The organism is Dysosmobacter sp. Phy (genome assembly GCF_054476235.1).
Map to the genome: position 1 here is coordinate 1,350,912 of NZ_CM136997.1, position 26,432 is coordinate 1,377,343.

A 26,432-nucleotide genomic window follows, 5' to 3' on the forward strand; every position below is an offset into this window, starting at 1 on the left:
TTGTGCTTGTATTGTAGCCGGAAACTCCTGCACATGATATGGGCAAAAGCAGCCCCCATGCCTGTTTTTTAGGCAAAGGGACTGCTTTTGTCTGTATTTTGTACTCAGTTTTTATTTGTACTGCACGCCACCATATAAAGCGCCGTATAGGGTTTCATCGTCAATTCCAGTATGTTGTTTTTGGGCGTCAAATTTGCGCCGCAACTTGTTTCATCGCCGCCGTAAATTACCCAATTACTGCTCAGCAGCACCTGGACAGTTTGCGAATTCCGTACCTTTAATTGGTATATCTGTTCACAGTTGGAAAAATTAAAGACAGCGATGATTCGTTCACTGCTTCCTATGCGTTCAAAGGCGTAGATACACCGCTCCTCCTGATGGCAGTCCAGCCACCGAAAGCCATCGGGATCGTAATCTTTTTCAGACAGAGCAAGATGTTGCAGATAAATATGGTTCAAGTCCATCATGAAGCGATGGAACTCCCGATGTACAGGAAAATCCAACAAGTTCCAGTCCTGCTGCCGCTTTTCATCCCACTCTCGCAGTTGCCCAATCTCATTCCCCATAAAATTCAGCTTCTTTCCCGGATGGGCATACATATACATATAGAGGATTCTGGCTTGAGGGAATTTCTTCTCATAGTGACCGTTCATTTTTTGCAGGATTGTAGCCTTTCCGTGAACGACTTCGTCATGGGACAGCGGAAGAAGAAACTGGTCATGATAGTAATACATCATGGAAAAGGTCAGCTTATGATAGTTCATGCCGCGATATGCGGGAGCCGTGCGGCAGTAATCCAAGGTGTCGTTCATCCAGCCCATGTCCCACTTATAGTCGAACCCCAGGCCGTTTTCAGACACAGACTTTGTAACGTCGGGATAGGATGTGGAGTCCTCCGCTATCAGAATTGCGGTTGGATGCAGTGCCTTCAACCCCCGATTCATATATTGCAGGAATTTTACTGCGTCCAGATTGACACCTCGTCCAGGGTCTCCCTGCCAATAGATCATGCGGCTGATTGCATCCATGCGCAGGCCATCTACATGAAATTCCGCCAGCCAGTAATTCGCCGCAGATTGCAGAAAGCTGCGAACCTCACCACGAGAGTGCATGAAGTTTAGGCTTCCCCATTCACTGACACCCACTGCCGCATGGGGGTACTCATACAAAGCTGTGCCGTCAAATTGAGCTAAAGCATAGCCGTCTACCGCAAAATGGACCGGAACAAAATCCATAATGACACCTATGCTATTCTGATGGCAGGCGTCTACAAAGGCCTTTAGCTGATCTGCTGTTCCATAACGGGAGGTTGGGCTGAAAAAGCCAGTGCTTTGATAGCCCCAGGATTCATCACAGGGATGCTCGTTCAGCGGCATAATTTCCAGATAGTTATATCCGTTTTGCTTGAGATACGGAATCAAAATATCCGCCATTTCCTCATAAGTATACCAATCATCCGCTCTCTCCGATGGCTTTCGGAACGAGCCGAAATGGAGTTCATAAATATTAAGTGGCCTGTTTTTGCAGTCAGAGCGGGAAAGCATCCAGGCTGAGTCATGGAACTGGTAGGAGTTCAAATCCCGAACGATGGATGCGGAATTGGGCCTCAACTCCATTCCAAAACCATACGGATCACAGTGGTCAACGCAGCTACCGCTTTTTTCATAAATCCGGTATTTGTACATGCTTCCCGGTTTGACACTGTCCACATAACACTCCCAGAAGTTTCCATCATAGACCCGATTCATATCGTATTCCCGCCATTGGCTGCATTCTCCAATCAGCGAAACCTTCTGCGCTCCCGGAGCAAAGGTGCGGAATACTACGCCGGCGTCCGTTATATGAGCGCCGAGATATTGATAGGCATCAAAAATTTTACCAGTATAAAATCCATGAAAATCCATGTTCTGCTCCTATCACAACAGCTGCTCGCTTTTCCATTATTTGTTTTCTAATCCTCAAGAAACATCACACCAATCGTGTTGGGTCCGCAATGGCATGCTACTGTGCAGCCCGCGAAGGTCTCTTGAATATCAGTGAATCTTTTATCTTCGGTCAGGACCTGCCTCGCAGCGTCCACAGCTTCCCGCTTAGCAGATGGATATACAATATAGGCACGTCCATCAGAAATATTTCCGGGTACCGAAATGCGGTCTTTGGTATATTGATACATGACTTTTTCCAGAGAACCCCGATACTTTTTTCCTACGCGCATGATTCCACCGCTGACTTCGATGCACGGTTTCAGATGCATCAAATTTGCCCCCAGTGCCGCAACGGAAGAACAACGGCCGCCCTTTCGCATATAGTCCAACCGGTCAAGAATAAAGCTGGCATTGACACGGCTTGCGGCACTCTCCAAGCGCATACATATCTTTTCGGGTGAGACGCCCTGTTCTGCCATTTTGGCCGCTTCCATCACAATAATCCCCTGACCACTGGATAGATTCTTTGAATCCACTATGTACACATTGGAAAATTCACTGGCAGCAATCACTGCATTTTGATAGCAGCTTGAAAAACCGGAGCCAATTGTAATCATGATAACCGCTTCATATTGCAGGCTGAGTTCCTCGAAATATTCTGACAGCTCCATAGGATTTGGCGCAGCTGTTGTGCAGATATCTCCTCCTTTTTCCACATAAGAAAAGATATCCTCCGGCGTGATTTCGAGGCCATCCAAAAAGGAGTCTTCTCCTTTGTTTATGTGCAGGGGGATCACCGAAATATGATGTGCATGAATGAGTTCCCGGGGCAAATCGCAGGTTGAATCCGTCACAATTTTAATACTCATATTGTCCTAAGACTTCCTTTTTACGAATCAGAGCCCAAATAATTGCCTGCCCCAAAGGACAAAACTATTTGAGCAAACAAGAATCGATAAATTGCCAGAGTTGTGGGGTCCTGAATGGCTGTTTCCACCAATACTGATTTATACTTTGTAACAGCCTCCGCCAATGAATTCTCGCATCAGGGAGGTTTTTGGCACGTCGTCTGCTGGAATGGGTAAAAAATAGTTTAAGAATTTCAGCAAGCGCTTTGCCTCGATGTATTCCTCACAATCTTTTGGAACGCCAAAAAGCAGCGGTTCCACAAAGGGTTTCAAAAGGGCGATTTCATAAATCAGTGCCGAGTTGAAAATCATGTCCGCACTGTCTTGAAACGGGAAAATATTGTTTTCTTCTCCTCTTCTTACAGACGGCCACATCTGAATGGTAGCCCTGGCGCTGTAACCCCGGGTCCTTGCATCCCGTTCGATCCTTCGCAAAAGTCGTGCGTCTGTTGTGGGGATGTAGTTGTGGTCATCGACATTCAGCGTAGTCAGGCAGCTGATGTAGATTTTGTATTTGCTCTCTTTCGGCAGAGAATAGGAAAGCTGATCGTTCAGGCAGTGGATGCCCTCGATGACAAGAACATCCTGCGCTCCCAGGGTCAGATAGTCGCCGTTGTATTCACGGACGCCCTTTTTGAAGTTGAACTGTGGGATTTCCACCGTCTCACCCCTTAGGAGCCGTGTCATATCCGCATTGAACTGCTCAACATCCATGGCGCCCAAACTCTCAAAATCATACTGACCGTTTTGATCCAAGGGCGTCTCGGAGCGGTTTTTAAAATAATTGTCCGTTGCGATGGCGTGTGGGTGCAGGCCGCACGCCAAAAGCTGGGTGGACAGGCGATGGGAAAATGTCGTCTTTCCTGAGGACGAAGGGCCGGCAATCATAACGAAGCGAACATCCTTCCGGGCTGCAATTTCACCTGCAATATCTCCGATTTTCTTTTCCATCATTGCCTCGTGCGCAAGGATCATGTGTGTAGCATTTCCCTGTGAAATGACTCCGTTCATCTCCGCAACATTAGAGATATGCAGCGCCTCAGATCTGAGGGTGGCGTCGTAAAGTTCCCGGAATACCTTCATGGAGGGATGGAACGCTCCCAGCTGACTGGGATTCTTTTGATCTGGCAGACGCAGAACAAATCCGCTCTCAAACAGCTGCAGGCCAAAGCATTTCAAATACCCCGTATCAGGAACCATGTAGCCGTAAAAATAATCTGAAAACTCATCCAGAAAATAAATATTGACATGGGAATTGATCCGAAAGCTGAGCAGCTGCGCCTTGTCGTACATTTGTGTTTTGCGAAACAGTTCTACAGCATCATCGGTATTGATGGATTCTTTCCGAATAGGTACTGCCTGTTCGGAAATCGCCCTCATGCGGCCTTCAACCTGGTTCAGCAGCTCCTGTCCCAGTGTGAAGGCCCCCTTTGCCCGGATAAACAAGGCATGGCTGATGGAATACTCGACGGAAACGCGCTCAACATTCTCCTTGCGAACCACATCATAGAAGGCTTTCAGCATCAGAAAAACCACACTGCGTTCATAAGTCTGCATCCCCGGCTTTTCTTCTGCCGTAATCATTTTCAGCGTGCAATCCCTATCCAAAGCCTTGTGCAGTTCACAGAGTTTCCCGTTTCGATTGACAAGCAAAATATCATGCGCATATCCTTCCTGAAAATCAGCAGCTATCGCCTGATACAGAGTTCCTTTTGGATAAATATATTCAACGCCATCCACGTTCACTTTCATCATTCTCGTATTTTCCATAGAACAGCCTCCTCTAATTCTCCGCACAGGTTCGAGATACAGCAAATTCTTTCACAACGTCACGTCTCCACCCAGTATGAAAAATGCGGCTTTTAAACAAGCCGCATTTTCAGTGCATCCATCGCGGTTTCATTTACCTGCTCCCAGGGGAATCCGTTTCTCCCGAAATGGCCATAATTTGTGGTCTCAGCAAAAATGGGACTGTCCAGTTTTAAATATTGGATGATGGCTCCGGGGCGCAGGTCAAAGCAATTGCGGACCCAGTCGCACAGTACATCATCCGGCAGCCGGCCTGTCCCAAAGGTTTCCACAGAGACGGACACTGGCTCAGAGACACCGATGGCATAGCCCAGCTGCAGTTCCAACTGCTTGGCAGCACCCGCCGCCACCGCGGTTTTCGCGACGTGGCGGGCCATATATGCGGCGCTCCGGTCAACCTTCGTGGCATCTTTGCCGGAGAACGCTCCGCCGCCGTGATGGCCGATGCCGCCATAAGTATCGCAGATGATCTTTCTTCCGGTCAGACCGGTGTCCGCGGCGGGTCCTCCCAGCACAAAGCGCCCCGTGGGATTGATATAGTATTTCGTGTTTTCGTCCAGTAGCTTGGCATCAATGACGGGGAACACAACCCGCTCCAAAATATCCTTGCGTAGCACCTTCATATCAATATCCGGATCGTGTTGGGCAGAGACTACCACAGTGTCTACCCGTATTGGCGCACCATCCACATACTCCACTGTGACCTGTGCCTTTCCATCCGGACGCAGGTAGGGCAATAGGCCAGACTTTCGGACTTCCGTCAAGCGGCAGGTCAGGGCGTGGGCCAAGGTGATAGACAGCGGCATCAATTCGGTGGTCTCATCGCAGGCGTAGCCGAACATCATACCCTGATCGCCGGCACCCACATCCTTGGAGCCGTCGGCGGCCGCATCCACACCCATTGCGATGTCAGGAGACTGCTCATGGATGGAGCAAGTAATATTGACACTTTTTGCGTCAAACCCATATTCGGGCCTTGTATAGCCGATTTTTGCAATACAGCGGCGGGCAATCTTCTCAAAATTTGGGGATGCCTTGCTGGTGATCTCGCCCATGATGTGCATGGCTCCCGGTTCCGCTGTGACCTCTACTGCACTCCGGGATTTGGGATCTTCGTTCAGCAACGCATCGAGAATACTGTCCGCAACAAAATCACAGATTTTGTCAGGATGGCCTTCAGTGACCGATTCGGAAGTCAAGAATTTTCTCATAGCTCACATCTCCTGTTGTATTTTTTCTCTGACAGAGAGTTCTCACTTTCTATTGCGATGGATCAGGTTTTCTGAGAATCGTTCAGTACACGCCTTTGTGCGCGCAGGAATACGAGGATGCTGAGGATAAATGGGAAAAAGAATGTTGCGACGCGGAATAGAATCAGAGCGGAGGATGCCTGGGCATATTCCATATAGTGGGAAAATATCAGCACGAAGGCAAACTCCACTGGCCCCACGCCCGCCACATTGGGCAGGGCGTTGGAGATCAGATGCATCAGTGCGGTCAGCAGCTGTACGTGCCAGAAGGAGGGACCAGATATTCCCAATATCTCCATACAGAGAAACGGTATGGTGTAAAGGCAAAATAGCTTTAGACAATTGAATAACAGCACTTTGAGAAGGCACCAGTGGTCATGAAGCAATTTGGGGGATTCCGTATGAAGCGAAGATAGATTGTCTTTCCACAGACGCTTGCGGCCTTCCCATTTTTCCGTATTCGGCAAATGATCAATCACCCAGGATGCAAACCACTGCACCTTTTCCCAGGCGCACAGCAGAACCAGTGCCGCTATAATCAGAGCGCAGATTCCATATCCCAACGGTATGTAGCGGGAAAAGCCGCGGCCAGTTTCGCTGAGCCAGCGGCCCTGAAATAACAGCATAACGGTGGTGTAGATTAAAACAGAACTCTTATGAAATATGTACTCCAGCATCATGGTACCAATGCCACAGCCTGTCATCATACCGCAGTGATGCAGGTAATAGCTTTGCATGGGAACAGAGCCGACGGAAAGCGTAGATACGTTTCCGAAAACGCCAAGGAAGGTCACCTCTACCGCTTGCCGATATGAAAATGTTGGGAGTCGACGGCGAATCATCGCAAAGCAGACTGCTGATTCAAGCATTTGATAAGCAAGACCCATGCCCAGCAGGAGCAACAGTTCTCTGATGCTGACGGCCTGGATATTCCGCAAAATCTCCTGATAATGATCCCGAAACACCCAAATTACCAGCAGGAATAAAAGCAAAAGTGTAGCGGCACTGATTGCTACTGTTTTCCATTGTTTCTTATCCATAGGAGACCTCTAAAAGATAAAATGTTTCGCTAAACAGCGGAAATAGAAGAATCAGAAACTCACTGAACTTTGCTTGTTCCTTCATGACGCTGGGGAAATGTAGTAACATCTGAATGGACTCGACTATGGGCTTTCACTGTTCTATGTGTAGCCGATAAGAGGTAACTATAAGACCAGCAGCATTACGGATGTGTTTGCGCAGCAATGCCCGACCAAGCCTGCTTCAATTGTACTTAGAAACACCCGCACATCATATGGACAAAAGCAGCCCCTGTGCCTGTTTTTTAGGCACAGGGGCTGCTTTTGTCTGATTCTATGTTCTTAAGAAAAGCCAAAGTTTTATTTCTTTTCACATCGGGTAATCATCGCGTCCAAATCGCCGCGCTTCAATTCGCAAATCCGATGGAACCGCGATTGAATACCTTCCTGCATCCCTGTTTCCAGCCAGCCGACGACAAAGCCAAAACACATGCATTTCAAATAATCAATCATCAGCTTTCGGTCCGGCTCCGCCACGGTCCGTCCGGCCAGAATTCCATCTACATAAGTCGTAACTGCGTGCTCACATACCCGCCATTGGTACTGTTCATAGATATCCCGGTTGATGGAGTGATAAATGTGCAGTACCGCTTTCCGGTTTTCCAATGCAAACCTTATGGCGGCATTGAGACAGTCCTCGACGGACTCAATAGAGGGATGTTCCTGAATCACCCGATTCGCATCCTCGTTAATAATCGTTTCTACCAATTGGGGAATATCCTGAAAATAATAATAAAAGGTGTTACGGTTAACACCACAGGCATCCACGATATCCCGGACAGTGATTTGGCTTAGAGGCCTCTCATTCAACAGCTTAATAAACGAATCCCGAATCGCTTTTTTTGCAAAACCGGCCACGGTTCACGCCTCCCTCATTTGATTTCCGCTATATCAACATATGACTTGGAAATGCAGTGAGAACAATGCCAGCACTCTGATTCATGCGTCTTTCAAGAGCCGGGAAGTCGCGCCATCCACCAGAAACTCCGCGGTGACAAGCAGTTCTTCCTTGGGAAGGTCCATGTTCTTTTGGAACCACTCACGAATCAGGCCAATGAGACCATAGGTGATGAATCTCAGTAAATAGGACAGCTGCTGGTCATCCATAGGCTGGAACCAGGCCCGAATGACCTCCGTGCCGTTACGGTGAATCAGCTGCTGCAAATGCTCGGCAAACTGGCTAACCTCGTTGTTTTCAAACAGGATAGTGCAGACCTCCCGATGCTCCACCACAAAGTCCAGGATTGGCTCGAACACGGGGCGCAGGGTGCCGTCCGCCACCGTTTCCTGGATATGGGCGTCCACCAGCACCTGGGCCTCTGCCAGCAGGTCTTCCTCCATACTTTGCAGCAGTTGGGTAGTATCCGTGTAATGGAGGTAAAACGTGGTGCGGTTCATATCGGCGTTGTCCGTCACATCCCGGACGGAAATCTCTGAAAAATGTTTTTGCTCCATCAGCTCCAGCAGACTTTCCTTCAACAGTCTGCGGGTGCGTCTGGCACGGCGATCCTCGGGATTCTTCAGCATGACAGAGTCCTTTCCTTCGGGAAAATTTAGGCATTTGCCCGGATTTGCCTATTGCCCCAAGCTTCTTGCTTTCATTATAATCAACTCGATTTGATAAGTCAACAAAAATACGTTAAGCAACATCAGTCGATTAAATGGAGGAATTCGTATGCGCCAACATACACATCTGATGGGAAAGCGTCTGCTGTCGTCGGCACTGGCCATTCTGCTGGCGGCAGCCTGCATTGTTCCGGCTGCCGCCGCGGAGCCGATTGGCGACGGCGTGACGCCAACTTATGACGAAGCTTACTATGCCACGCTGGATTACTATGGAAATCTGCTGGACGGCAGCGTGGTGAAAAGCTATACCCTCAACGGCGCCACATCCCTGACGGACTACGGTACTTACGACGAAGTAGTAAATCTAACCGATGGCACGACACCTGCGGTGGCCGGCAATGCCACCACCTTTTCGTTCAGTGGGAAAGATGCTCCGTCCCATTTCTATTTCGAAGGCAAGACGGCGGCACCCTTTGAGGCCTTGCCCTGGACGCTGTCGGTCTCCTACACCCTCAACGGCGTTGCCGCCCGGGCCGAGGACCTCGCCGGCAAGACCGGCGTGGTGGAGATCACCCTGGACGCCATCCCCAACGAGGCTGCCAGTGAGTATGCTCGAAACAACTACACACTGGAAGCCATGGCCGTGTTCAACCAGGACAACATCCTGTCCCTGGAGGCCCCCGGCGCCCAGGTGCAGCTGATTGGCAATCTGCGGGCTGTGCTGTTTATTGCCCTGCCGGGAGAAGAGCAGCACTTCGTCATCCGGGTGGGCTGTGAGGATTTTTCCTTTGATGGCTTGACCATTCTGATGGTCCCCGCCACCCTGGGCCAGCTGGAGGAAATCGCCAAGCTGAGTCAGCGGAAAGATGACTTAGAGGAGGACTACAACAAGCTCTCCGGCAGTCTGGATACTTTGCTGAATTCCTTTGCAGACCTGGGCAGCAGCCTGCGGGACACCGCCGACGGCCTGGATCAGCTGAATCATGCCCGGGACACCATTTCCAACGGCAAAGACCAGATTTACGCCGACGGAGATAAGGTTCTGAATGATCTGGAATCACTTAATAACTCTCTGAATACCATTCCAGGCCATCTGGACGATGCCGATGACTCCATCACCGAGGTCACGGACTCCCTGTCCGAGGTCACGGACACCGCCGTCAGCCTCCGGGAAAACCTGGACGATGTGGATGACTGCCTGAAGGATCTGCAGCGGGACATCAAAAACATCCGCTCCGGCAGCGGTGATATGCAGAGTCACCTGAACCAGTTGGGTGCCGATCTGAAAAAGCTGCAAACCAGTTTGCAGGAGCTGAAAGAAACACTTCAGCTTCTGGACATCCGCATCAACGGTGGACTGATTTCCGAACTGCCCAGCAATGTACAGGAAAAGATCAAAGTTCAGGGACAGCAGTTGGATGCCGTGCTGACACAAGTACAGGGATTGGAAACCGTTTGGGCCGGTGTGGCGAGGGACAGCGAAGGGCAGCCTACGGAAACCATCGGATACCAGCAATACCAAATTGCCGCCCTGATTGCCAGCGGAAAGGCATCGTCAGCCGCAGATGCCGTTGGCCTGCTTCAGCAGGTGCAGGCCGTTGATACAGGTATTGCTTCCGTCAAGGCTTCCAATCCAGCGTTGACCGACGAGCAGGCATTGGCATATCTGGTAGCGCAAGGGCAACTGACCAATGAGCAGGCGGCCCAGTATGCCGCCGCCAAGCCGCAGCTAATTGTGATGGAGCAGGTCTATATCGCCGTCTGCGGCGGCACTGACCAGCCCATGACCAAGGCGGATTTCTTTACCGCCATGCTGATGCTCAGCGATATCAACGCCCTGCCTGCCGATCAGAAAACCCCGGAAAACATCGGCAAAATTCTGGCCAACGAAGCTGCTTATGCCAAAACCGGCAAAATGCTCTCCGAGCTCAATGGAGACCACGACCTCTCAAGAGTCATCGGCCTGCTGGAAAATCTCAGCGATCTGCTGACCGACATGGGAAGCGGCGGTCTCACCGGCGATCTCAGCAGCCTGGTGGGCAAGACCGACACCGCCCTAGGCCATCTGAATGACGCCGCCGATGTGGGCCGGGATATCCTGGACCGGGTGGACACTCTTCTCAGTGACATCAAAGAACTGGATGACACCATCAACGACCAGGTCCCCGGCCTCCGCGGCACTCTGCAGGATACAAAAACCCTCGTTACCGACATGGTGACCACCATCGACGACACCCACGGTTTCCTGACCTCCTTCCGCTCCCTGGCCAAGACCTCCGGCACCCAGCTGGATGAGGGAACGAAAAAGAGTCTGGAAAACCTGGCGGCAACCCTGCGGAAAACTGCACGCAGTACAGACGCCGTTGGCGATGTGAAGACGGCCAAGGACGCCATCAATGGGATTATTGAAGATACATGGAACGAGTATACCGGTGATATCAACAATTTGCTGCTAATGGACGCGACCGCTGAGGCAGTGTCCCTGACCTCGGATGAGAACGCTGCCCCTACCAGTATTCAGGTCCTGATCCGCACCCAAGAAATTAAGAAATCTGACGCTCCCGCCGAGAGCGCTGATCAAATCCAAGCGGCGCCCTCCACTTTCTGGGGGCGGGTAGGACAGATGTTCCGAGATTTCTGGAACGCTTTGGCCGGTATCTTCCGGTAAACAGTTAAGAGGTGTGTTCCATGATAAAAAAAATTGCCCACGCTCTGACCCGTAAGCCAAAGCTAGTGGCATTGATTGCTGTCTTGCTGTTGATTCCCTCTGCGCTGGGCTATATCGGCACCAGGGTAAACTATGATATTTTGTCTTATCTGCCGGAAGATCTGGATTCTGTTCAGGGTGAGCGTCTTTTGGAGGAACCTTTCCACATGGCGGCCACCAGTATGCTCATCGTGGAGGGCATGCCCGCCGCCTATACCAACGACCTCATCAACGAGATCAAGGAGGTTCCCGGCGTCTCCAGCGCCATCTGGCTCAGCAACGCCGTTGGCATCCAGATTCCCACGGATTTCATCCCCGCTGCCCTGCGGGATATGTTCTTCGCCGGTGATTCCACCATGATGATCATCCAGTATGAGAAGTCCGGTGCGGCGGAGGAGACCATGCAGGCGATTGATGACGTGCGGTCGCTGTGCAATGAAAAATGCTTCCTGGCCGGTTTCTCCGTGGTCATCAAAGACACCAAGGATCTGGTGGATCAGGAGCTGCCTATCTACGTGGGCCTGGCCGTACTGCTGTCCCTCGTCGCCATGTCTCTGACCATGGAATCCATGGTACTGCCCTTTGTGCTCCTGCTCAGCATCGGCATGGCCATCGTCTACAACTTTGGTACCAACATCTTCCTGGGGGAGATCTCCTACATCACGCAGGCCATCGCGGCGGTTTTACAGTTGGGCGTCACCATGGACTACTCCATCTTCCTTTACCACCGCTACCGGGAGGAACGGCTGCTTCATGAGGATCCCCGGGACGCCATGGCGGAGGCCATTGTGGCTGCCTTTACTTCCTTGTCCGGCTCCAGCCTGACCACCATCGCCGGTTTCCTGGCGCTGTGCTTCATGCAGCTGACCCTGGGCCGGGACATCGGCCTGGTCATGGCCAAGGGCGTGGTGCTGGGCGTGGCCACAGTGGTACTGGTGCTGCCCGCACTGCTGCTGATTTTTGACGAAAAAATCGAAAAGCACAAGCACCGGACGCTGATCCCCAATTTTGAAAAGATGAATCGCTTTATCATCCGCCACCGGCGGGTGTTTGTGGCCGTCTTTCTGCTGCTGTTCCTGCCAGCGGTATACGCCCAGAGCCACACCGCCGTCTACTACAAGCTGGATGAGGCGCTGCCCCAGGACATGGACTCCATCGTCGCCAACAACAAACTGAAAAATGACTACGACATGGCGGCTTCCCACTTTGTGCTGCTGCGGGACGATCTCTCCTCCACGGAGATGAATCAACTGGAGACCTCCGTAAAGGATGTGGAAGGCATTACCTCTGTCCTCTCTTATCACGCCATGCTGGGCAGCGGCATTCCTGATTTTTTCATTCCTGAGGCCCTGCGTGATATGCTGAAACAAGGCGGCTGGCAGATGATGATGGTCAACTCCGAATATCCGGCTGCCTCTGACCAGGTATCCGTCCAGTTGGAAGAACTGGAGCGCATCATAAAGAGCTATGACCCCGAAGCGCTCATCACCGGTGAGGCGGTACTGACCGACGATCTGATCGACACCTCCGCTGTGGATTTCAAGGTGACCAACTACATCTCTCTTGCCGCCATCTTCTTGATCATCATGGTGGTGTTCCGATCTCTCTCCATGCCCCTCGTGCTGGTAGCGGCCATTGAACTGTCCATTTTTATCAACCAGGGCATTCCTTACTTTACCGGCACGGTCATCCCCTTCGTGTCCCCCACCATCATCGGCTGCGTCCAGCTGGGCGCCACGGTGGATTACGCGATTCTGATGGCTACCCGCTTCCGGGAGGAGCTGCGGGCTGGAAAGAGCCGGGAGGATTCTATCCGCATCGCGGCCACTTCCTCGGATGCCTCCATCATCACCAGTTCTCTGGTGCTGTTCTGCGCCACCCTGGGTGTAGGGACGATCTCCGAGATTGAGATCATCAGTTCCATCTGCATGATGCTGGCCCGCGGCGCCCTGATCTCAGCTGTCATCAGCATGTTTATCATGCCCCCAGTGCTGTGCGTCTGCGAGCCCATCTTCAACAAGACCAGCCTCCACTGGCGTCTTCCAGTCAAACAGGTAAAGGAGCCTATGGTGTCTGGGAAATAACGGTTTATTCTTTCCGACTCGGCGGTTACTTGCGCTATATCAACGAGAAATCTCGCGGAGAAATTTATTTAAAACGGTGATGTTTATGGGACACAGGGTCATCTGTATCGGCAGGCAATTTGGCAGCGGCGGACATGAAATTGCGGTCCGGACAGCGGAGCGGCTGGGGATTAAGGTCTATGAACGGGAACTTCTCCACCTGGCCTGCAAATATGGGGAGCTTTCCGCTAATCTCATGGAAAGTTCCGACGAAAGGGCTACTAATCCGTTCCTGTATCAGGGCGTTTATGAGGGAAATTACCATGTGATTCGGGGGCTACCTACTTCTGAGGTCCTGTTTGCCCTGCAAAGCCATGAGATCAAGCGCATTGCCAAAGAGGAAGACTGCATTTTTGTAGGCCGGTGTGCCGACTTTGTCCTTCGGGATACGGATGCCCAACTGCTGAAAGTCTTTGTCTCCGCGCCAGAGGAACAGCGAATTCGCCGGAAAATGGAGCAGGAGGGGCTAAACCTGTCCAATGCAAAGCGCTTAGTCGCAAAAATGGATAAGCAGAGGCGCAAATACTATGAAGGTTATACCGGTCAGTTGTGGGGGGACCCGCAAAATCACGACTTGAATATTGACACAAGTGTGATACCCATCCACCATGCGGTGGAGCTGATTGTTTCACGGTTTTGAAGCCGAAAGCAATGCAGATGAATACCACCATCCCCACTATCTATGCCGACGGCTTCATGGATCCTGCCATCCGGCTACCGCTGCCGATCCCACCGCCCAGGGCGTCATCGCCATCGTGGCCCTGGTGGTGAATGTGGTCATCCTGGTCGCCATCATCAAGCGGGCAAAGGCCCAGAAAAAGAACCCTTACAAGCAGGAGGTCTTTACAGATCAGAAGGACTTCCAGGAGGCCATGGCAAGAGCCTGATGCAGACTCTACAAACAGAAAACCACTGGAGCAGAACATCGTATGAAAACAATGGACTTGGTAGTTCGCAAGGCCTCATCCTTTTGACTGTTGAGGGGAATGAGAATGGCTGAAAATGATAATGGCACTTAAGCACTTTCTGCGCACTTTCCAAAAGAGTTTTTCCTTGTTATCATTTGTCTTGTTTATATACTTCCCCACCATCTGATGGAGTGGAGGTGGTACAGAGCAAGTTGCCCGAGCCGGAAAGAGGTACTTGACAATCGTTCTGGTTCAAGCTACTATCACGGCAACAAGATTTGCCATCGAGAAAAGGCCCCGGCTCCGTCTGATTCGGCGGAGCCGGGGCTTTGACCAATACACTGACCAATATCAGAAAATCAGCGGGTGGACACAGTGGACAAGGCAGTTATTTGTACCCACAGAAAATGGGGCCAAAAGTGCCGGAAAGCACCCAATAGCAGGGCTTTTACGTCCCGACGCATCTTCACACGCAGGAGGTCACTGGTTCGAGTCCAGTAGTCTCCACCAAAAAGTTCCTGATTTCGCAAGAAATCAGGAACTTTTCTTTTTAATCGCCGCGAAAAAGTTTGCTTTAAATTTCTGCTTTTTCTCCGACCAATACACTGACCAATACCGCGATAGTAGCCGATAGAATGAGGCAGCACCGGGCAGGAATTCCTCGCCCGGTGCTGCCGTGATGGTTACGATCTTTTTGTATGGTCAGAAAAAATCCAGCCTTCCATCTCACACGCGTCTGCAAGCGCTTTGGTGAGCTTTTTGATTGGAAAGTCTGGTGCGGTTTGTATAATGAGTACCAAATGTCCCCAATCCACATGCAGGTTTAGAAGAGCGCTCTTCTCCAGTGTCGAACCTTCATCAAAATGAAGAGGAAACTCTTTTTTCAGAATAGAACAATTCAGATAGACGTCCGCCCAGGGAATCTCCGTATGGATACACTGATAGAGCGATGTATACAATCCTTTGGGCAGCCGGTCAAAGAGAAATATATGCTTTTCCCCTTTGCCCACCTCCTCTTCTTTGAACCAACGGCACTGTTCTAACGCCATTTGGCGCAGTTCTAGAAAGCGCGCCTCCCACAGGGCACAGGTATGTCCGGTATAGTCCGACACGGTCAGCTCCACAGGTAGCCCGGCACTGACCTCTTCCACAGTGCGCTGTACAATCGCATGGAAGGGGCGCAGTGCTTCCTCCTGTTCGGCCGAGGCCGCCAGCGCCCCATATCCGCCGGGAAGTCCGTATGATCCCGTCATGCCGGCAGTTGCTTCCTCTGCCCGGAACTCTCCGGGCATCAGCCAAAACTCCCCTAGGCGCAGTTCGTCAAGCAACCTGTCAGTTCTTTCTTTTCGTTTCCGGAAAACCATAGTTACTCTCCCACATCCGTTTCCTATGCTCAGGAACAATTTAGCCTTCCAAATCGCATGTATCAGTAATCGCTGCTGTAAAATTTCTTATTGGCAGCCCAGTAAAGTCAACCACCTATTTATTGAAGAGTCAATTGTCTTCCCTCTTTTTCACAGAGTGTTTTTATCTGGTCGATGCACTTCTGTACACTACCAGGAACTTCAATCAACAAATAGTCATGCAGTTCATGGCAGAATACCCGCACACCAAACGGGCTCTTCTCCAACTGTGCAAAGTTCGGTTTTGATAGCGCCTGGCAGTACCCATATCCATAGTATCTGTATTGCAGCAGGCTATCTTCCGGAATCAACTGCAGGAGTTTAGGGCTGTCATATTCTGATACGCTTATAAGTGTGGATGCTGTCCGGCAAATAACGTTTCCTCCCAGGGACTGATACCCAGCAGCAAACGGTGCGTGCTCCAGCGAGTCCTTGAAGGACTCGAGATGTTCCAGAACAAAGGAATACTGAGAAAGGATCTGTGCGCCACATAGGCGCATGAACTGCGGAAACCCAGGGTCAGAATCCTCATAGCGCGGCTCCATACACAACAACTGGTTGGCTGGATGAGCGGGTTTTTCATGGGAATAGAATCCGCCTATGCGCACAGTAATATCCGTGCTGATTAGTTCGGTATTCCGGTATATTTGGTTATGATTACCCCGTTTCCATAACATTTACATCACTCCATTGCAGTAATGTCAACAACCCATCTGCCAAGTGCATTACCGCCGTAGGACCCTGCAATACCGAGTACAAGACCACCAACAGCACCGCCGATTGCCGTTCCCACGCCAGGCATAATCGCTGTTCCTATTGCAGCACCTGCAGCAGCGCCGCCCTTTGCTCCCAGCGCGCCTAGTCCCCAACTTCCACCAATTCCAGCAACTACTGAATATGTTTTCTTTCCAATTTTCCGATCTGCGTCATGAAGATCGCTTTCTACCGTCTGATACAGCTCCAATGCATCCAATGCAGCCCCAGTAACCAAAAGGACCTTTCCGGCAACACGGACTTTCTTAGCGACACCATCAAAATCTTTCAGAACACGATAAGCATCGTCAGATATCTGGGTATGGTTCCATGCATTTAGATTTGCACGCTGAAATTCAGATGGATTGTACTTTCCGCTTTTGATGCTTCGTCCCTCAACCGTATTGATATGAGGATAATTGAAACTACCATGCGGTTTATCTGCTCGGAAAACAATGATCCCCTTATTCTGATTTGCACTTCTTTTAGAAAAATCCCAGAGTGCGGATATACCCAATCCTGAAATTTTTGCCGATGTAATTCCTGTAAGAGAGCTTTGGAGCGGATCGACCCATGTAAGGGTTGGAACAGAGCCATGTAACAGTTGCTGCATAAAATCTGCAACTGCTTTTTCTGTCTTCTCCCCGTAAACTCCGTCCTCCAGCAGCCGCCCACCTAAATTCAATTCGTTGAATCTTTGCTGTAACTGGCGGATTTTTGCTGCATCGCCACCCACAAACCATGCCAGCCGCTCGATCATGCTGTCGGAAATACCTGTGCTGATCCCGCAGTGTTCCAGTTCGCTAACAGCGGCACGCAGGTTACGGGCTGTATCGTCTGTGATATAGTTGTTCTCTCGTTCGTTTTGCGATAAATCCCGCTGTAATTGGCGCGCGATATCTTCCAAGGAGTCCTTTATGCCTCCATCGTAGTCATCGCTGTATATGGCAGGAAGATCCTGCAAAAGGACCTTCCGTTCCACATAGTTCAGATATTCTCTGCTGCCAATGGAATACCCACAACGCCCCCGCAGATCTGCCGATTCATTGTTGCTACGGTATGTGTTCAGTACATCCCGTAAGAATTCTTTATCCTTTCCCTGTGAAATATCCTGGAGAAATGCAGTCTTTCTTGCATCGCTCCCTGCCGCAAAGGAAATACTCCAATCCACAGCCTTTTGAAGCAAATCAAGGCACTCACTGGCAAAGAAGTCTGAACAGTTCTTAATTTTTTGAATTGCGGTTTGGACAGCCCGATCGTCACGCAAAGAACTGCCTGGGAGATAAAAAGAGGATAGATTCAGGATTCCTATGCAGTCACTGCTATGGCTGCAAAAACTGCCGGATATCCTGCATACATCATATAGCGATTGTACCTGCTTGGCAAGTGCGCTCCTTCGATCAGAGGATATATTGCGAATGACGTTTATGTGTTCCTGCAAGTCGTCGTAGATCTCTTCCACTGCGGCGCCAGCACGGTTCCCCACCTCCCGTAATGTTTCGTGGTAATTCGTTTCTGACGGTCTTTGCATCAGCGTGCCAAAAAAAGTGGCGCGGTTTACGCGGTTCCAATAGTCACTGCTCCCCAAAACAGCACCGTTTTCACCAGTTGCTTCCTTGCTCATAGGTTTCCCTCCTGAAAGTTTTCTCAAATGCAGGCCTCCGTATGAAGAAAATTGCATGTTTCTGTGCAACAAACTGACAGAATTTTTACCAGAAAGGCAGCACCGGGCAGGAATTTCCCAGCCCAGTGCTGCCTTATGTTTATTTTGATGGTTACATCGCCTTTCCAATTACATCTCCCATGGTATCCGCGGCCTCCCGCATCATTTCCGGCGTGGCGTGGGTGTAGGCACTGAGCGTGAACCCTGCCGAGTAGTGCCCCAGAGTACTGGACAGGGTTTTCACATCCACCCCATTCTTCAGAGACAGCGTTGCGAAGGTATGCCGGAGATCGTGGAACCGGATATGCTCGGCGCCGATGGCCTTGAGGATCTTCTCGTGAGTATGCCGGAAGGAATCCGGATCGAACATCCCGCCCGTCTTAGGTGATGGGAACATGTAGGGATTTCCCGGATGCTTCTTGTGCTCCTCCACCAGCAACTCCACCGCTTGCTGTGAAACCGGCAGGACGCGGATGGAATTGTGGGTCTTAGGTTGACTCACCACCAGTTCTCCCTTGGTGCGCGTCACCTGCTTCGTGATGGAGATGGTTCGGTTCTCCACGTCCAGGTCCGTCCAGAGGAGGGCCAACAACTCTCCCCGCCGCAGTCCCGTGGTCAGCTCCAGGTAGAAGGGCGCCAGCAGGCTCCGCTTATCCGCTTCCATCAGATAGGGTCGGATCTTCTCTTCCAGCAGGACTTTCATCTCCCGCTTTTCCATCTTTGGAAGCTTGCAGCCCCTGGCGGGATTCACCAGAATCAGCCGCTCCGCCACGGCTTGTTCCAGGCAGTTGTTCAACAAAGTATGGATGCCATGGACCACTCGGACGCTCAGTCCCTTGTTTTTCAGCTGGATGTGCTGGTACCGCTGCACCCGCCCGTTCTTCTGGAGATCGTTGTAGAACTTCTGGATCTGGATCGTGGTGAGCTTGTCCAGCTTGATGTCCCCCAGTTCGGGGATAATGTGGTTATTGATATAGTTCAGATAGTAGTCCTTGGTGTTCTCCCGAAGCCGGGGTTCGGCGTAGACCTCGTACCACATCTTCACCCAGCTTTTTACCGTGTGGGTGCCGCTGCGGTTCATGTCCAGCCGCTGACTGTCTGCGATGGCCTTTTTCAGCTTCTCCTTAACCTCCGCCTGGGTCTTCCCCAGTACATTCTTGATTTTCTGCTTTCCGGTCGCCGGATCATAGGCGGCCGTATAGAACCCCTCCCACCGGCCATCCTTCCGTTTGCGGATGCTGCCTTCGCCGTTAGCGCGTTTCTTTCCCATCCATCATCCCTCCTTTCCTGCCAGTTCACAAGCCCGCTGCTCGTCCTCGTTTTCAAAGTTGTACGGCGGATGATCCGCCAGAAGTTCCTGCTGGATGCCCTGAGCCAGACGGTAACCGGAGATGAAACTGTTGAGACACACTTCCTCCCGCAGAGCATCTTCAAGAGCAGCTTCCGCTCCGGCTCATCCAGCAGACGGGTGAGCTGCCTATGGGTCCGCTCGATTTTCCTGTCCAGATACTCCGCCCTCCGGGATGTCGTCTCGAACCTGTAGCAAAGGGCTTTCATATAATCGCGCATCGTGAGTCGCCTCCTATCAGCGACACACAATACCATGCCCTGACCTCAATAGCTACTCCAACCGCGCAGAGTTATCAATTTGTTAGCAAATTCAGAACCGCCTCCGAAAATTCGGAAGCGGTCCTGAATGTTGCACTCACATATGAAGTCTCGGTGATAGACGCTGCTGTTGCTCCATAATCCGCCGATGCACAGGGATCATGATTCTTTCCAGTCGGGCAGACAGATAAGTCTGGTAGAATTGCCGCTGCAGTTCATCCAGAAAAGGAACTTCTCTGATGAAAGCCTGCATCTCATCCAGATGGAATCGCGGCATCATGCGCATGACCGCCGCATTGCAGTCCTTGTTTTCAGCTGCCATCAGGAAATCATAGTAGTTGATCTTTCGGTCATTCTGCTTGATAGCCGAAGTCGGAAAGCGGTAGATCCGGGCGTTCAGTTCATCCTGATTTGACAAGACCGCCCGCATCACCTGGGCATCTGCCTGGGGCAGCAGACAGCTGCCGCAATCATAGACCGGGGCCAGCGTTGCGGTCTGGGTGTCGTCGTGATAGAGGAATCCCCAGTTCCCGTTGTGCCGGTCAAAATTTCCCAGAAGCGCGTCTACCACAAATACATTCCAAAAGTGCTGCAGCACTTCCACAGGATTCACGTACTGCTGCTTTTCAATGGTATCCAGAATGTCCTCCAGCTCCGTTCCGGTGCCGCCGTGTTCCGAATCGATAACGGTATTCTTGATGGAGCAGAAGTCAAACAGCTTGCTTCCGTCTGCGGTAAAATCTTTGCAGGCACAGACGATCTTCGTCTTTCCCCCCACATCAAAGGTCCCCAGGATGGATTCCTGCGCGGGGATTCCAACCATGTTGAAGATGGTGCTGGCGATGTGCTCGCTGATACAGCTATTCGTGTAGGACAGCTCTGTTCTCTTTCCCTGACCGGAAGGTGGAAATTTCAGCATATATCGCTCGCCCTGATATTCGATTGCGATCTTCTTCCCGTTGGCACCGTTATAAGCACTTCCGGGCACACGCTTGCAGTTTGTAAAATCAGGCACTTCATTCACCCCACAGAAACTTCTGACGCAAATAATTGGCATGTTCATGTGTGATCGCGCCATCGTTGATCTCCGCGATGTTGATGCTTCCGTACAGCTCTCCCCACAGACAGTCCAGCAGAGAGGACCCCTCCGCAAGGCCTTCTTTGTATGCGTCCAGATCATGCTGGAGGTAAGGTGGGAGCCCATATTCCCATGAGCGTTCCCGCATGGCTTCCGCCGGCTCCCCGCCTGTCCCCGTTGAGCAAACCTGCTTTTGCGCCGACATATCCTTCATAGAAACACTCCTTTCCTTGATTTGTATGTTGTATTTTACCACATTGCTTCGCCGCAAATCAACGATTGCCCGCATATCATATCTTTTCGATCTGTTTGTCTACCCATTCTTGAAGTTTGTCCTTGGGGATCACGATACGATTACCGATCCTCAGTGCGGGAAAGCCCTCGGACCGGGCCAATTCATAAGCCCCGGCACGGGAGATTCCCAACGCCGCTGCCATCTCAGGAACCGAGAGCATCAGCGGCAGATCTTCATAAGATTTAAATGTTTCTTTTTTCACTCGATATCCTTTCTCCTCTCCTGCCGTAGGAGAGGCATTTATTTGTTGTTCTTCGTCTTGTTGATTTATTTCTTCACCATCCGGTGGAGGGAATCATCCGCAGGAGCTGCAGCGTGGCCAACAGGTGTTTGCGTCTTACCACCCCTTCATGGTCATACCGCCCCAGGTCTGGGTTTGTGTCTGCTCTTCTTCGTGATCGTCGGGCTGGTGGCCCAAGGCGATCCGCAGCTCCTGGAGTTCCCGCATTCGCTTGCGGTCGATGTGCAGCCTCGGCTGTGCGGGCGCGGTGGGCGCGTTGTCCCAGAAGATGTTGCTCATGTGGTAGAGCAAACGGCTCACCGTCATCAGGAGTTGCGGCTGGTGCCATTGATCTTGGCGTTCCAAAATGTACTAGGCGTTTGGATGACCATACGCATCCGCCATCCGGAAGCAGTTCCAGGCCGCTTCTTCGTCTTTGGGAACGCCGCTGCCCGTGAGGTGCAGTTTTCCCAACAAATAGTTCACCCAGGGATGATTCTGATCGGCTGCGTGGCGGAGGTACTCCGCCGCCTTAGCTGCGTCCTTTTGCACGGACCTACCTGTCAGGTATTCCTTTCCCAGCCGGTAGGCGGCGTCGGTGTTCCCGTTTCGAGCTGCTCTCTCCAACCATTGGATGCCATCGGAAGTATCATGCACCTCCGGATCATCGGAGAGATATAATTTCCCCAACGCATATTGAGCTGCAGACAGATTTTGCTTTGCCGCCAGTTCCAGCCAGTGGGCGGCTTGTTCTGCGTCCGGCAGCAGCAGGCCGCCGTCCCGGTACAGCAGTCCCAGGAAGTACTGGGCATGAACATCACCGTACTCCGCCAGCCGCTCCAGATCCTCCACCGCCTCATCCCGCTGATCCAGCGGCAGCTTGCTGTCTTCGATCCTGGCCCGCAGCCGCAGGCACTCGTAGGAGACCTCCCAGTTGTCCACCCACTCCCCTCTCTCCTCCATCTTTTCATCCTCGAAGGTGATCTTACCCAGATGGATATTCTCCGCCTCCCGGATGACGGCGTTCCGGATGGCCCGGAACTCCTTCTGCTTTGACAGTGGCGGGCGTGGCTGCTTCTTCCCCGAGTAGAACTCGTTCACCTGACACTGGAGCTCCCACCACTTCTGATAGCACTGATCCACGACAGGGATGCACTCCAGCTGATCCACGATCTCATCTACCTGCCGCTTCATGGGCCGTGGAAGATAGCCGTAGGACTTCTTGCCTTTGACCTCCCCCAGCTGCTGGGACAGCTTCCAAATCATCTGCTCCGCCTGGCTGTGCTCACAGATTGTATCCCGCATCTGCCGGGACAGTTCCAGCATGACCTTCCGAGTTTCACGAACCAGTTCATCCCGGGAGACAGACTTCTGTTCGTAGACATGGAGCAGCTCCTGTTGGAAGATATCATTGGTGAGCTGAGACTTCATCTGGCGGATGCCATCCCGATCCAGGTGTGCTTGCCCCGGTTTCACCGACCAGGCCATCATGTGAACATGTGGATGGTGATCCTCGTCGTGGAACGCTGCATACCACCGGAAGTCTTGAGGCAGGATGTGCATAGCTGCCGCGATGTCGTTACGGCGAGCACGGAGCAAAGCCCGCCACGCCTGTGCGTTGTTGTAGCCAAGACGCTCCGCGTCTTCCCGGTGCAGAGAGATGATGTGTGTCCAGACGTTGCCGGTGTAGTGTTCCAGTTCGGACATGGCTGCGTCCAGATCCACATGATCCACGTCACCGAACAGGCCATGGTCACCCAGCCGCTCTGCACGAGGCCGGGTTGCGATGTACTTCATGTAGCCATCCGTCTGCTGCACCTGCTTCCAGTGCTCCTCCAGCGCCAGCGTGATCATCGATGAGGCGTTGGCTTTCGTTGGTTTCTGCACATAGTCCTCGTACTCCAGCAGCTCCTTCACATCCGGGAAGTCTTTCGTCAGCTTTGTGATGAGCTGTTCCTGCTTGCGGGTTGGCGGGCGGTCATCCGGGATGATCTCCACCCGCTCCCGCGTCGCAATGTACCTCATGTAACCGTCTGCACCCTGACTACCTCCGCACTTGATATACGGACTCTTGACGATCAGTCTTGCCATCCATCATCACCGTCCCGCTGCTCCTGTGCACGCTTGACAATCTGCTCCAGACGCAGTCGTCCGTTGAACTTCTTCACGCTGGCCACACTCTCCGCACGTTTTTTCCGCAGGTACGCTTCGTCCAGATTGACGCAGTCCGCAAGAACGCTTATGCCCATGTCCATTTCCACCGCTTGTTTGAAGAGCAGCGACGCCATGCGATCTTCAAACTGATCCAGTCGGCCATCCAGGTAGGACTGCACTGAGGATGGCAGGAACATGCCGGCGTTGTTGGCGCTGAGATAGTCCAGATAAAAGTTGATAGCGTTCTCGATAAATCCGGTGAGACTGCGGCTGCCGTCTTCCTGATAACGCCGCTCCAGCCGCGCCTTCATCTCCGGCGTCAGGTAGAGGGCAAACTTCTCTTTTTGGCTCATAAAGGCCTCCTTTCTTGGGGGTGACCCCTGGTTTTTTCTTGTGGGCGTAAGTCCCGCGGGATAACGACCGCAGAATCTCTTTCTCTCTCTGTTTTTGACCCCACTTCCTGTGATTTCGGAACCCCTTGAAACTGCCCGCACTGCGGGCAGATGTGCCGGGTGAAAGCTGGGGCGGTGACCCCAGGCCTTTATCCAGCTTTTCGTCGTCACAAGCTCCATATCCCTCATTTTCGCCCAAAAGGGCGAAAATTCGCTCATTCCGCTGCTCCTCCTCTTCCCGCCGGACCCGCTTCGCTGGGCTCCGGCGGGAGCCCTGTGTTGTCCTCCGCAGAGCCTCAAAACCGGCCCAAATCCGTCTGAAATCCCCGGGAGGGGCCGGGACCCTGCCGGGGCCCAAGCCGCTCTACACAGGGCCTCGCAAGGGGCACACGGGCTTTTCCTTGTTATCCTTCGTCTTGTTGATACACTTCCCCGCCATCTTCTGTGGTAGAGCTCCTGCCTGCACGATACCCTACGGTGGAAAGCGCAGGCAGCGGCAGGATGTAGTAGCGGTTGTTGCTCTGCCGCCAGCGTCCGTCGCGGCGCATCTGCTTGGTTGCCACCTTGCGAATGAATCCGCGTTCCACCAACTGCTTGACTGCGTCCCGTGCAGCATTTTCGGAACAGCTACAGTGCAGTGCGATGGTCTTGATGCTGGGCCAGCACAGATCTTTTTGCCCAGCGCAGCAGACCAGGTAACTGTATACCGCCAGCGGGATTGGTTTCAGGTCATAGCAAAAGATGGCATTGCTCATTTGATAGAATCGTTCACCGAGAATCGGCATAGAGTACCTCCGTGTTCTTTTCAAATTCAGAGAACAAAATCTTGCGTTCCGGAAGTCTCTCTGTTAGACTGTTTGCAGATGGAGTCTGCGTTTTTCGGAACGCGGCGCGCCGCCGGACTGTTGCAGCAGTTTCGGCGGCTTTCCTTTTTGATTAAGAAAACCAATTTGTTTTTGGGCTGTGCGTGAATGCATATCACCACCGTTCTTAAAAATTCTGTTGTCCAGCAACTCGTGTTTAACCACTCATCCACATTCCTCCTTTCTTTCTCCCTAGAAAACAAAAAGCCATCCAGATCGTCCTTGTCTTTACGATCACGGATGGCGCCCTTCCCCCTAACATGCCATTATTCACTTGTGGTACTGTACTGGCCCGCGTGAAGGGCTACCGGGCTTTTAATTTCCAGTATTTGTATTATAAAATTGGAGAGAAGCTGTGTCAACCGCTGCCCCCCGGTCATCTGTGAACCTTCTGTAAACCTTTCACTAAGCTACGCACAAATCATCATGATATTGCGAATCCAGCTACGACTATGAGCCCTTTGAGCTGTGTCCTACCGTTTGTAGTCAACGTGGTCATTGAGAATTTTCTCTCTACGTGTTCTTACTCTTCAGTGCTCGAAAACAATCAATTTTCTAAATAATGAATATACCAGAAGCCCCGCCAAATGGAGGGGCTTCTGGTAAAAGGAGTAATTACTATAACCGATAAATAGATGGAAACAATGCTCTCGGGAAACTGGTAATATCTTCAGCAGATACAATGAATGAATCTGCTACATATATTTAGATTCCTTCACTTTAATTTTCTAGCAATCTCCCGCAGCAGTTCCTCCGACGGATTCTTCCGGTCCACAGCGGAGACATCAGCGATCAAGCGATGCAGCGAAACATTTTCCGCCTCCGCCACCTTACGGAACATGGGCAGGAAGTTGGAGTGACAGCCAGCAAGACCCAGCATCAGATCCGTAGGCGTTACCGCCACATGGTATCCGTAAGGCTTCATGGCGGGAATCAACTCTTGATCCAGATAGTCCAGCAGTCCATACAGATCCACATCCTGCAGATATCCTTCTTTTTTGAGAGTTGCCGCAGCCAACTCGGTTGCACAGTTGCCCGCCGAACGGGCCATACCCAGTAACCCGCAGTCAATCTCATCGGCGCCGGCAGCCACCGCCGCCAGAGCATTGGCCTGAGACAGGCCGAGATTGCTGTGTCCATGGAAGCCGACCGGGATCGTCACCGCAGCCTTCAGGGCCTTCACATAGGAAACCGCTTCCTGAGGAAACATGGTGCCGGCGGAATCCATAATGGTAATCATATCTACGCCGGCATTCTGGAGCATTTTTGCTTCTCTGGCAAGTTCCTCCGGGGTGGAGACGTAGGCCTTCATGAGAGAGTACCGGCAAATCAAACCCGCCTTTTTCACCAGCTCGACTGCTTGAACAGATCCGGCCCCGTCCCCGGCATTGGCCCCAACCCGCAGGAAGGTCAGGCCCCCGTCTTTCGCCGTGCGGGTCAGGGTCTCATCTGCCAGCTTGGCCATCAGGAACATGCCCAGACGGCCCTGGGACACATACGGTTTCAAAATCTTCAGATACTCCTGGTCACTGAGGGCTTTTGTTGCCTGTAACTTTTCATATGCACCCATCCCCTTGCAGTTACCTAGCTCAATGTCCTGAATGCCGGCGGCCAGCAGGCCTCTGACGATGCTGATGGTCAGCTCTGCGGAAAAACCGTGACCCACCACATTGCCGCCGTCCCGCAGCGTATTATCAAATAAGTTCATAGGGAGATCTCTCCTTCGTA

General features: G+C 51.9%; 25 protein-coding genes. 4 read left to right on the plus strand and 21 right to left on the minus strand.

Going from position 1 to position 26,432, the window contains the following annotated elements:
- Positions 1 to 104: 104 nt before the first annotated feature.
- From glgB to ACVDHE_RS06670, 7 genes are all read right to left on the minus strand, one after another.
- Positions 105 to 1,904 (minus strand): 1,4-alpha-glucan branching protein GlgB, encoded by a 1,800-nt coding sequence (gene glgB, locus ACVDHE_RS06640; protein WP_458886010.1) that lies wholly within the window; start codon positions 1,902 to 1,904, stop codon positions 105 to 107.
- A 47-nt stretch (positions 1,905 to 1,951) separates the two neighbouring features.
- Positions 1,952 to 2,794, minus strand: coding sequence for a DegV family protein (locus tag ACVDHE_RS06645; protein ID WP_458886011.1), 843 nt, complete (start codon positions 2,792 to 2,794; stop codon positions 1,952 to 1,954).
- A 138-nt stretch (positions 2,795 to 2,932) separates the two neighbouring features.
- Positions 2,933 to 4,603, minus strand: a complete 1,671-nt coding sequence (locus tag ACVDHE_RS06650; RefSeq protein WP_374042416.1) for a nucleoside kinase — start codon at positions 4,601 to 4,603, stop codon at positions 2,933 to 2,935.
- A gap of 92 nt (positions 4,604 to 4,695) precedes the next feature.
- On the minus strand, positions 4,696 to 5,853 hold the full coding sequence (gene metK / locus ACVDHE_RS06655) for a methionine adenosyltransferase (RefSeq protein WP_412260377.1): 1,158 nt from the start codon (positions 5,851 to 5,853) through the stop codon (positions 4,696 to 4,698).
- A gap of 62 nt (positions 5,854 to 5,915) precedes the next feature.
- Positions 5,916 to 6,932, minus strand: a complete 1,017-nt coding sequence (locus tag ACVDHE_RS06660; protein WP_458886012.1) for a lysylphosphatidylglycerol synthase transmembrane domain-containing protein — start codon at positions 6,930 to 6,932, stop codon at positions 5,916 to 5,918.
- Positions 6,933 to 7,271: 339 nt separating this feature from the next.
- The gene (locus ACVDHE_RS06665) at positions 7,272 to 7,829 is read right to left on the minus strand and encodes a TetR/AcrR family transcriptional regulator (RefSeq protein WP_287553896.1); all 558 of its coding nucleotides are present in this window, start codon (positions 7,827 to 7,829) and stop codon (positions 7,272 to 7,274) included.
- An 81-nt stretch (positions 7,830 to 7,910) separates the two neighbouring features.
- On the minus strand, positions 7,911 to 8,498 hold the full coding sequence (locus ACVDHE_RS06670) for a TetR-like C-terminal domain-containing protein (RefSeq protein ID WP_287553897.1): 588 nt from the start codon (positions 8,496 to 8,498) through the stop codon (positions 7,911 to 7,913).
- Between the two features lie 148 nt (positions 8,499 to 8,646).
- On the opposite strand from ACVDHE_RS06670, the gene ACVDHE_RS06675 reads away from it, so the two are divergent.
- The 4 genes from ACVDHE_RS06675 (at position 8,647) to ACVDHE_RS06690 (ending at position 14,254) form a co-directional block, all read left to right on the plus strand.
- Entirely contained in the window at positions 8,647 to 11,205 is a 2,559-nt protein-coding gene (locus tag ACVDHE_RS06675; protein ID WP_308542075.1) for a hypothetical protein, read from the plus strand.
- A 20-nt stretch (positions 11,206 to 11,225) separates the two neighbouring features.
- Positions 11,226 to 13,328: an efflux RND transporter permease subunit gene (locus ACVDHE_RS06680; protein ID WP_308542076.1), complete on the plus strand. Its 2,103-nt coding sequence runs from the start codon at positions 11,226 to 11,228 to the stop codon at positions 13,326 to 13,328.
- Between the two features lie 79 nt (positions 13,329 to 13,407).
- Complete coding sequence (locus ACVDHE_RS06685; RefSeq protein WP_458886013.1) at positions 13,408 to 14,007, plus strand: cytidylate kinase-like family protein; 600 nt, start codon at positions 13,408 to 13,410, stop codon at positions 14,005 to 14,007.
- A complete protein-coding gene (locus ACVDHE_RS06690) occupies positions 13,991 to 14,254 on the plus strand; it encodes a DUF5692 family protein (protein ID WP_308542077.1) in 264 nt (87 codons plus the stop codon). The genes ACVDHE_RS06685 and ACVDHE_RS06690 overlap by 17 nt, the downstream gene beginning before the upstream one ends.
- Positions 14,255 to 14,958: 704 nt before the next feature.
- Here ACVDHE_RS06690 and ACVDHE_RS06695 read toward each other — a convergent pair.
- The 14 genes from ACVDHE_RS06695 to ACVDHE_RS06760 all read right to left on the minus strand — a co-directional run bounded on the left by ACVDHE_RS06695 (position 14,959) and on the right by ACVDHE_RS06760 (position 26,412).
- A complete protein-coding gene (locus ACVDHE_RS06695; RefSeq protein ID WP_458886014.1) occupies positions 14,959 to 15,603 on the minus strand; it encodes a hypothetical protein in 645 nt (214 codons plus the stop codon).
- 155 nt (positions 15,604 to 15,758) lie between these two features.
- Positions 15,759 to 16,355 (minus strand): hypothetical protein, encoded by a 597-nt coding sequence (locus ACVDHE_RS06700; protein ID WP_458886015.1) that lies wholly within the window; start codon positions 16,353 to 16,355, stop codon positions 15,759 to 15,761.
- A 5-nt stretch (positions 16,356 to 16,360) separates the two neighbouring features.
- A complete protein-coding gene (locus ACVDHE_RS06705) occupies positions 16,361 to 18,055 on the minus strand; it encodes a peptidoglycan-binding domain-containing protein (protein WP_458886017.1) in 1,695 nt (564 codons plus the stop codon).
- Between the two features lie 151 nt (positions 18,056 to 18,206).
- Positions 18,207 to 19,364, minus strand: a complete 1,158-nt coding sequence (locus ACVDHE_RS06710) for a tyrosine-type recombinase/integrase (protein WP_458886018.1) — start codon at positions 19,362 to 19,364, stop codon at positions 18,207 to 18,209.
- Between the two features lie 3 nt (positions 19,365 to 19,367).
- On the minus strand, positions 19,368 to 19,505 hold the full coding sequence (locus ACVDHE_RS06715; protein ID WP_458886019.1) for a hypothetical protein: 138 nt from the start codon (positions 19,503 to 19,505) through the stop codon (positions 19,368 to 19,370).
- Positions 19,506 to 19,799: 294 nt separating this feature from the next.
- Positions 19,800 to 20,726, minus strand: a complete 927-nt coding sequence (locus ACVDHE_RS06720) for a HipA domain-containing protein (RefSeq protein ID WP_458886020.1) — start codon at positions 20,724 to 20,726, stop codon at positions 19,800 to 19,802.
- Complete coding sequence (locus ACVDHE_RS06725; protein WP_458886021.1) at positions 20,719 to 20,994, minus strand: hypothetical protein; 276 nt, start codon at positions 20,992 to 20,994, stop codon at positions 20,719 to 20,721. The genes ACVDHE_RS06720 and ACVDHE_RS06725 overlap by 8 nt, the downstream gene beginning before the upstream one ends.
- Before the next feature lie 76 nt (positions 20,995 to 21,070).
- Positions 21,071 to 21,277 (minus strand): helix-turn-helix domain-containing protein, encoded by a 207-nt coding sequence (locus ACVDHE_RS06730; protein ID WP_458886022.1) that lies wholly within the window; start codon positions 21,275 to 21,277, stop codon positions 21,071 to 21,073.
- 135 nt (positions 21,278 to 21,412) lie between these two features.
- On the minus strand, positions 21,413 to 21,661 hold the full coding sequence (locus ACVDHE_RS06735; RefSeq protein WP_458886023.1) for a hypothetical protein: 249 nt from the start codon (positions 21,659 to 21,661) through the stop codon (positions 21,413 to 21,415).
- Between the two features lie 6 nt (positions 21,662 to 21,667).
- Positions 21,668 to 23,386, minus strand: coding sequence for a MobP3 family relaxase (gene mobP3 / locus ACVDHE_RS06740; protein ID WP_458886024.1), 1,719 nt, complete (start codon positions 23,384 to 23,386; stop codon positions 21,668 to 21,670).
- Positions 23,374 to 23,802 carry a hypothetical protein gene (locus tag ACVDHE_RS06745; protein WP_458886025.1) on the minus strand — a complete coding sequence of 143 codons (429 nt, stop codon included), beginning with the start codon at positions 23,800 to 23,802 and terminating at the stop codon, positions 23,374 to 23,376. The genes mobP3 and ACVDHE_RS06745 overlap by 13 nt, the downstream gene beginning before the upstream one ends.
- A gap of 443 nt (positions 23,803 to 24,245) precedes the next feature.
- The gene (locus ACVDHE_RS06750) at positions 24,246 to 24,626 is read right to left on the minus strand and encodes a helix-turn-helix domain-containing protein (protein WP_458886026.1); all 381 of its coding nucleotides are present in this window, start codon (positions 24,624 to 24,626) and stop codon (positions 24,246 to 24,248) included.
- Positions 24,627 to 24,689: 63 nt separating this feature from the next.
- A complete protein-coding gene (locus ACVDHE_RS06755) occupies positions 24,690 to 24,869 on the minus strand; it encodes a hypothetical protein (RefSeq protein WP_458886027.1) in 180 nt (59 codons plus the stop codon).
- Positions 24,870 to 25,419: 550 nt separating this feature from the next.
- Positions 25,420 to 26,412: a beta/alpha barrel domain-containing protein gene (locus tag ACVDHE_RS06760; RefSeq protein ID WP_458886028.1), complete on the minus strand. Its 993-nt coding sequence runs from the start codon at positions 26,410 to 26,412 to the stop codon at positions 25,420 to 25,422.
- Positions 26,413 to 26,432 lie beyond the last annotated feature (20 nt).

Coding starts and splice junctions, on each gene's coding strand:
- glgB (WP_458886010.1), bottom strand. CDS start 1,904: ATGGATTTTCATGGATTTTATACTGGTAAAATTTTTGATGCCTATCAA.
- ACVDHE_RS06645 (WP_458886011.1), bottom strand. CDS start 2,794: ATGAGTATTAAAATTGTGACGGATTCAACCTGCGATTTGCCCCGGGAA.
- ACVDHE_RS06650 (WP_374042416.1), bottom strand. CDS start 4,603: ATGGAAAATACGAGAATGATGAAAGTGAACGTGGATGGCGTTGAATAT.
- metK (WP_412260377.1), bottom strand. CDS start 5,853: ATGAGAAAATTCTTGACTTCCGAATCGGTCACTGAAGGCCATCCTGAC.
- ACVDHE_RS06660 (WP_458886012.1), bottom strand. CDS start 6,932: ATGGATAAGAAACAATGGAAAACAGTAGCAATCAGTGCCGCTACACTT.
- ACVDHE_RS06670 (WP_287553897.1), bottom strand. CDS start 8,498: ATGCTGAAGAATCCCGAGGATCGCCGTGCCAGACGCACCCGCAGACTG.
- ACVDHE_RS06675 (WP_308542075.1), top strand. CDS start 8,647: ATGCGCCAACATACACATCTGATGGGAAAGCGTCTGCTGTCGTCGGCA.
- ACVDHE_RS06680 (WP_308542076.1), top strand. CDS start 11,226: ATGATAAAAAAAATTGCCCACGCTCTGACCCGTAAGCCAAAGCTAGTG.
- ACVDHE_RS06685 (WP_458886013.1), top strand. CDS start 13,408: ATGTTTATGGGACACAGGGTCATCTGTATCGGCAGGCAATTTGGCAGC.
- ACVDHE_RS06700 (WP_458886015.1), bottom strand. CDS start 16,355: ATGTTATGGAAACGGGGTAATCATAACCAAATATACCGGAATACCGAA.
- ACVDHE_RS06705 (WP_458886017.1), bottom strand. CDS start 18,055: ATGAGCAAGGAAGCAACTGGTGAAAACGGTGCTGTTTTGGGGAGCAGT.
- ACVDHE_RS06710 (WP_458886018.1), bottom strand. CDS start 19,364: ATGGGAAAGAAACGCGCTAACGGCGAAGGCAGCATCCGCAAACGGAAG.
- ACVDHE_RS06725 (WP_458886021.1), bottom strand. CDS start 20,994: ATGAAGGATATGTCGGCGCAAAAGCAGGTTTGCTCAACGGGGACAGGC.
- mobP3 (WP_458886024.1), bottom strand. CDS start 23,386: ATGGCAAGACTGATCGTCAAGAGTCCGTATATCAAGTGCGGAGGTAGT.
- ACVDHE_RS06745 (WP_458886025.1), bottom strand. CDS start 23,802: ATGAGCCAAAAAGAGAAGTTTGCCCTCTACCTGACGCCGGAGATGAAG.
- ACVDHE_RS06750 (WP_458886026.1), bottom strand. CDS start 24,626: ATGCCGATTCTCGGTGAACGATTCTATCAAATGAGCAATGCCATCTTT.
- ACVDHE_RS06760 (WP_458886028.1), bottom strand. CDS start 26,412: ATGAACTTATTTGATAATACGCTGCGGGACGGCGGCAATGTGGTGGGT.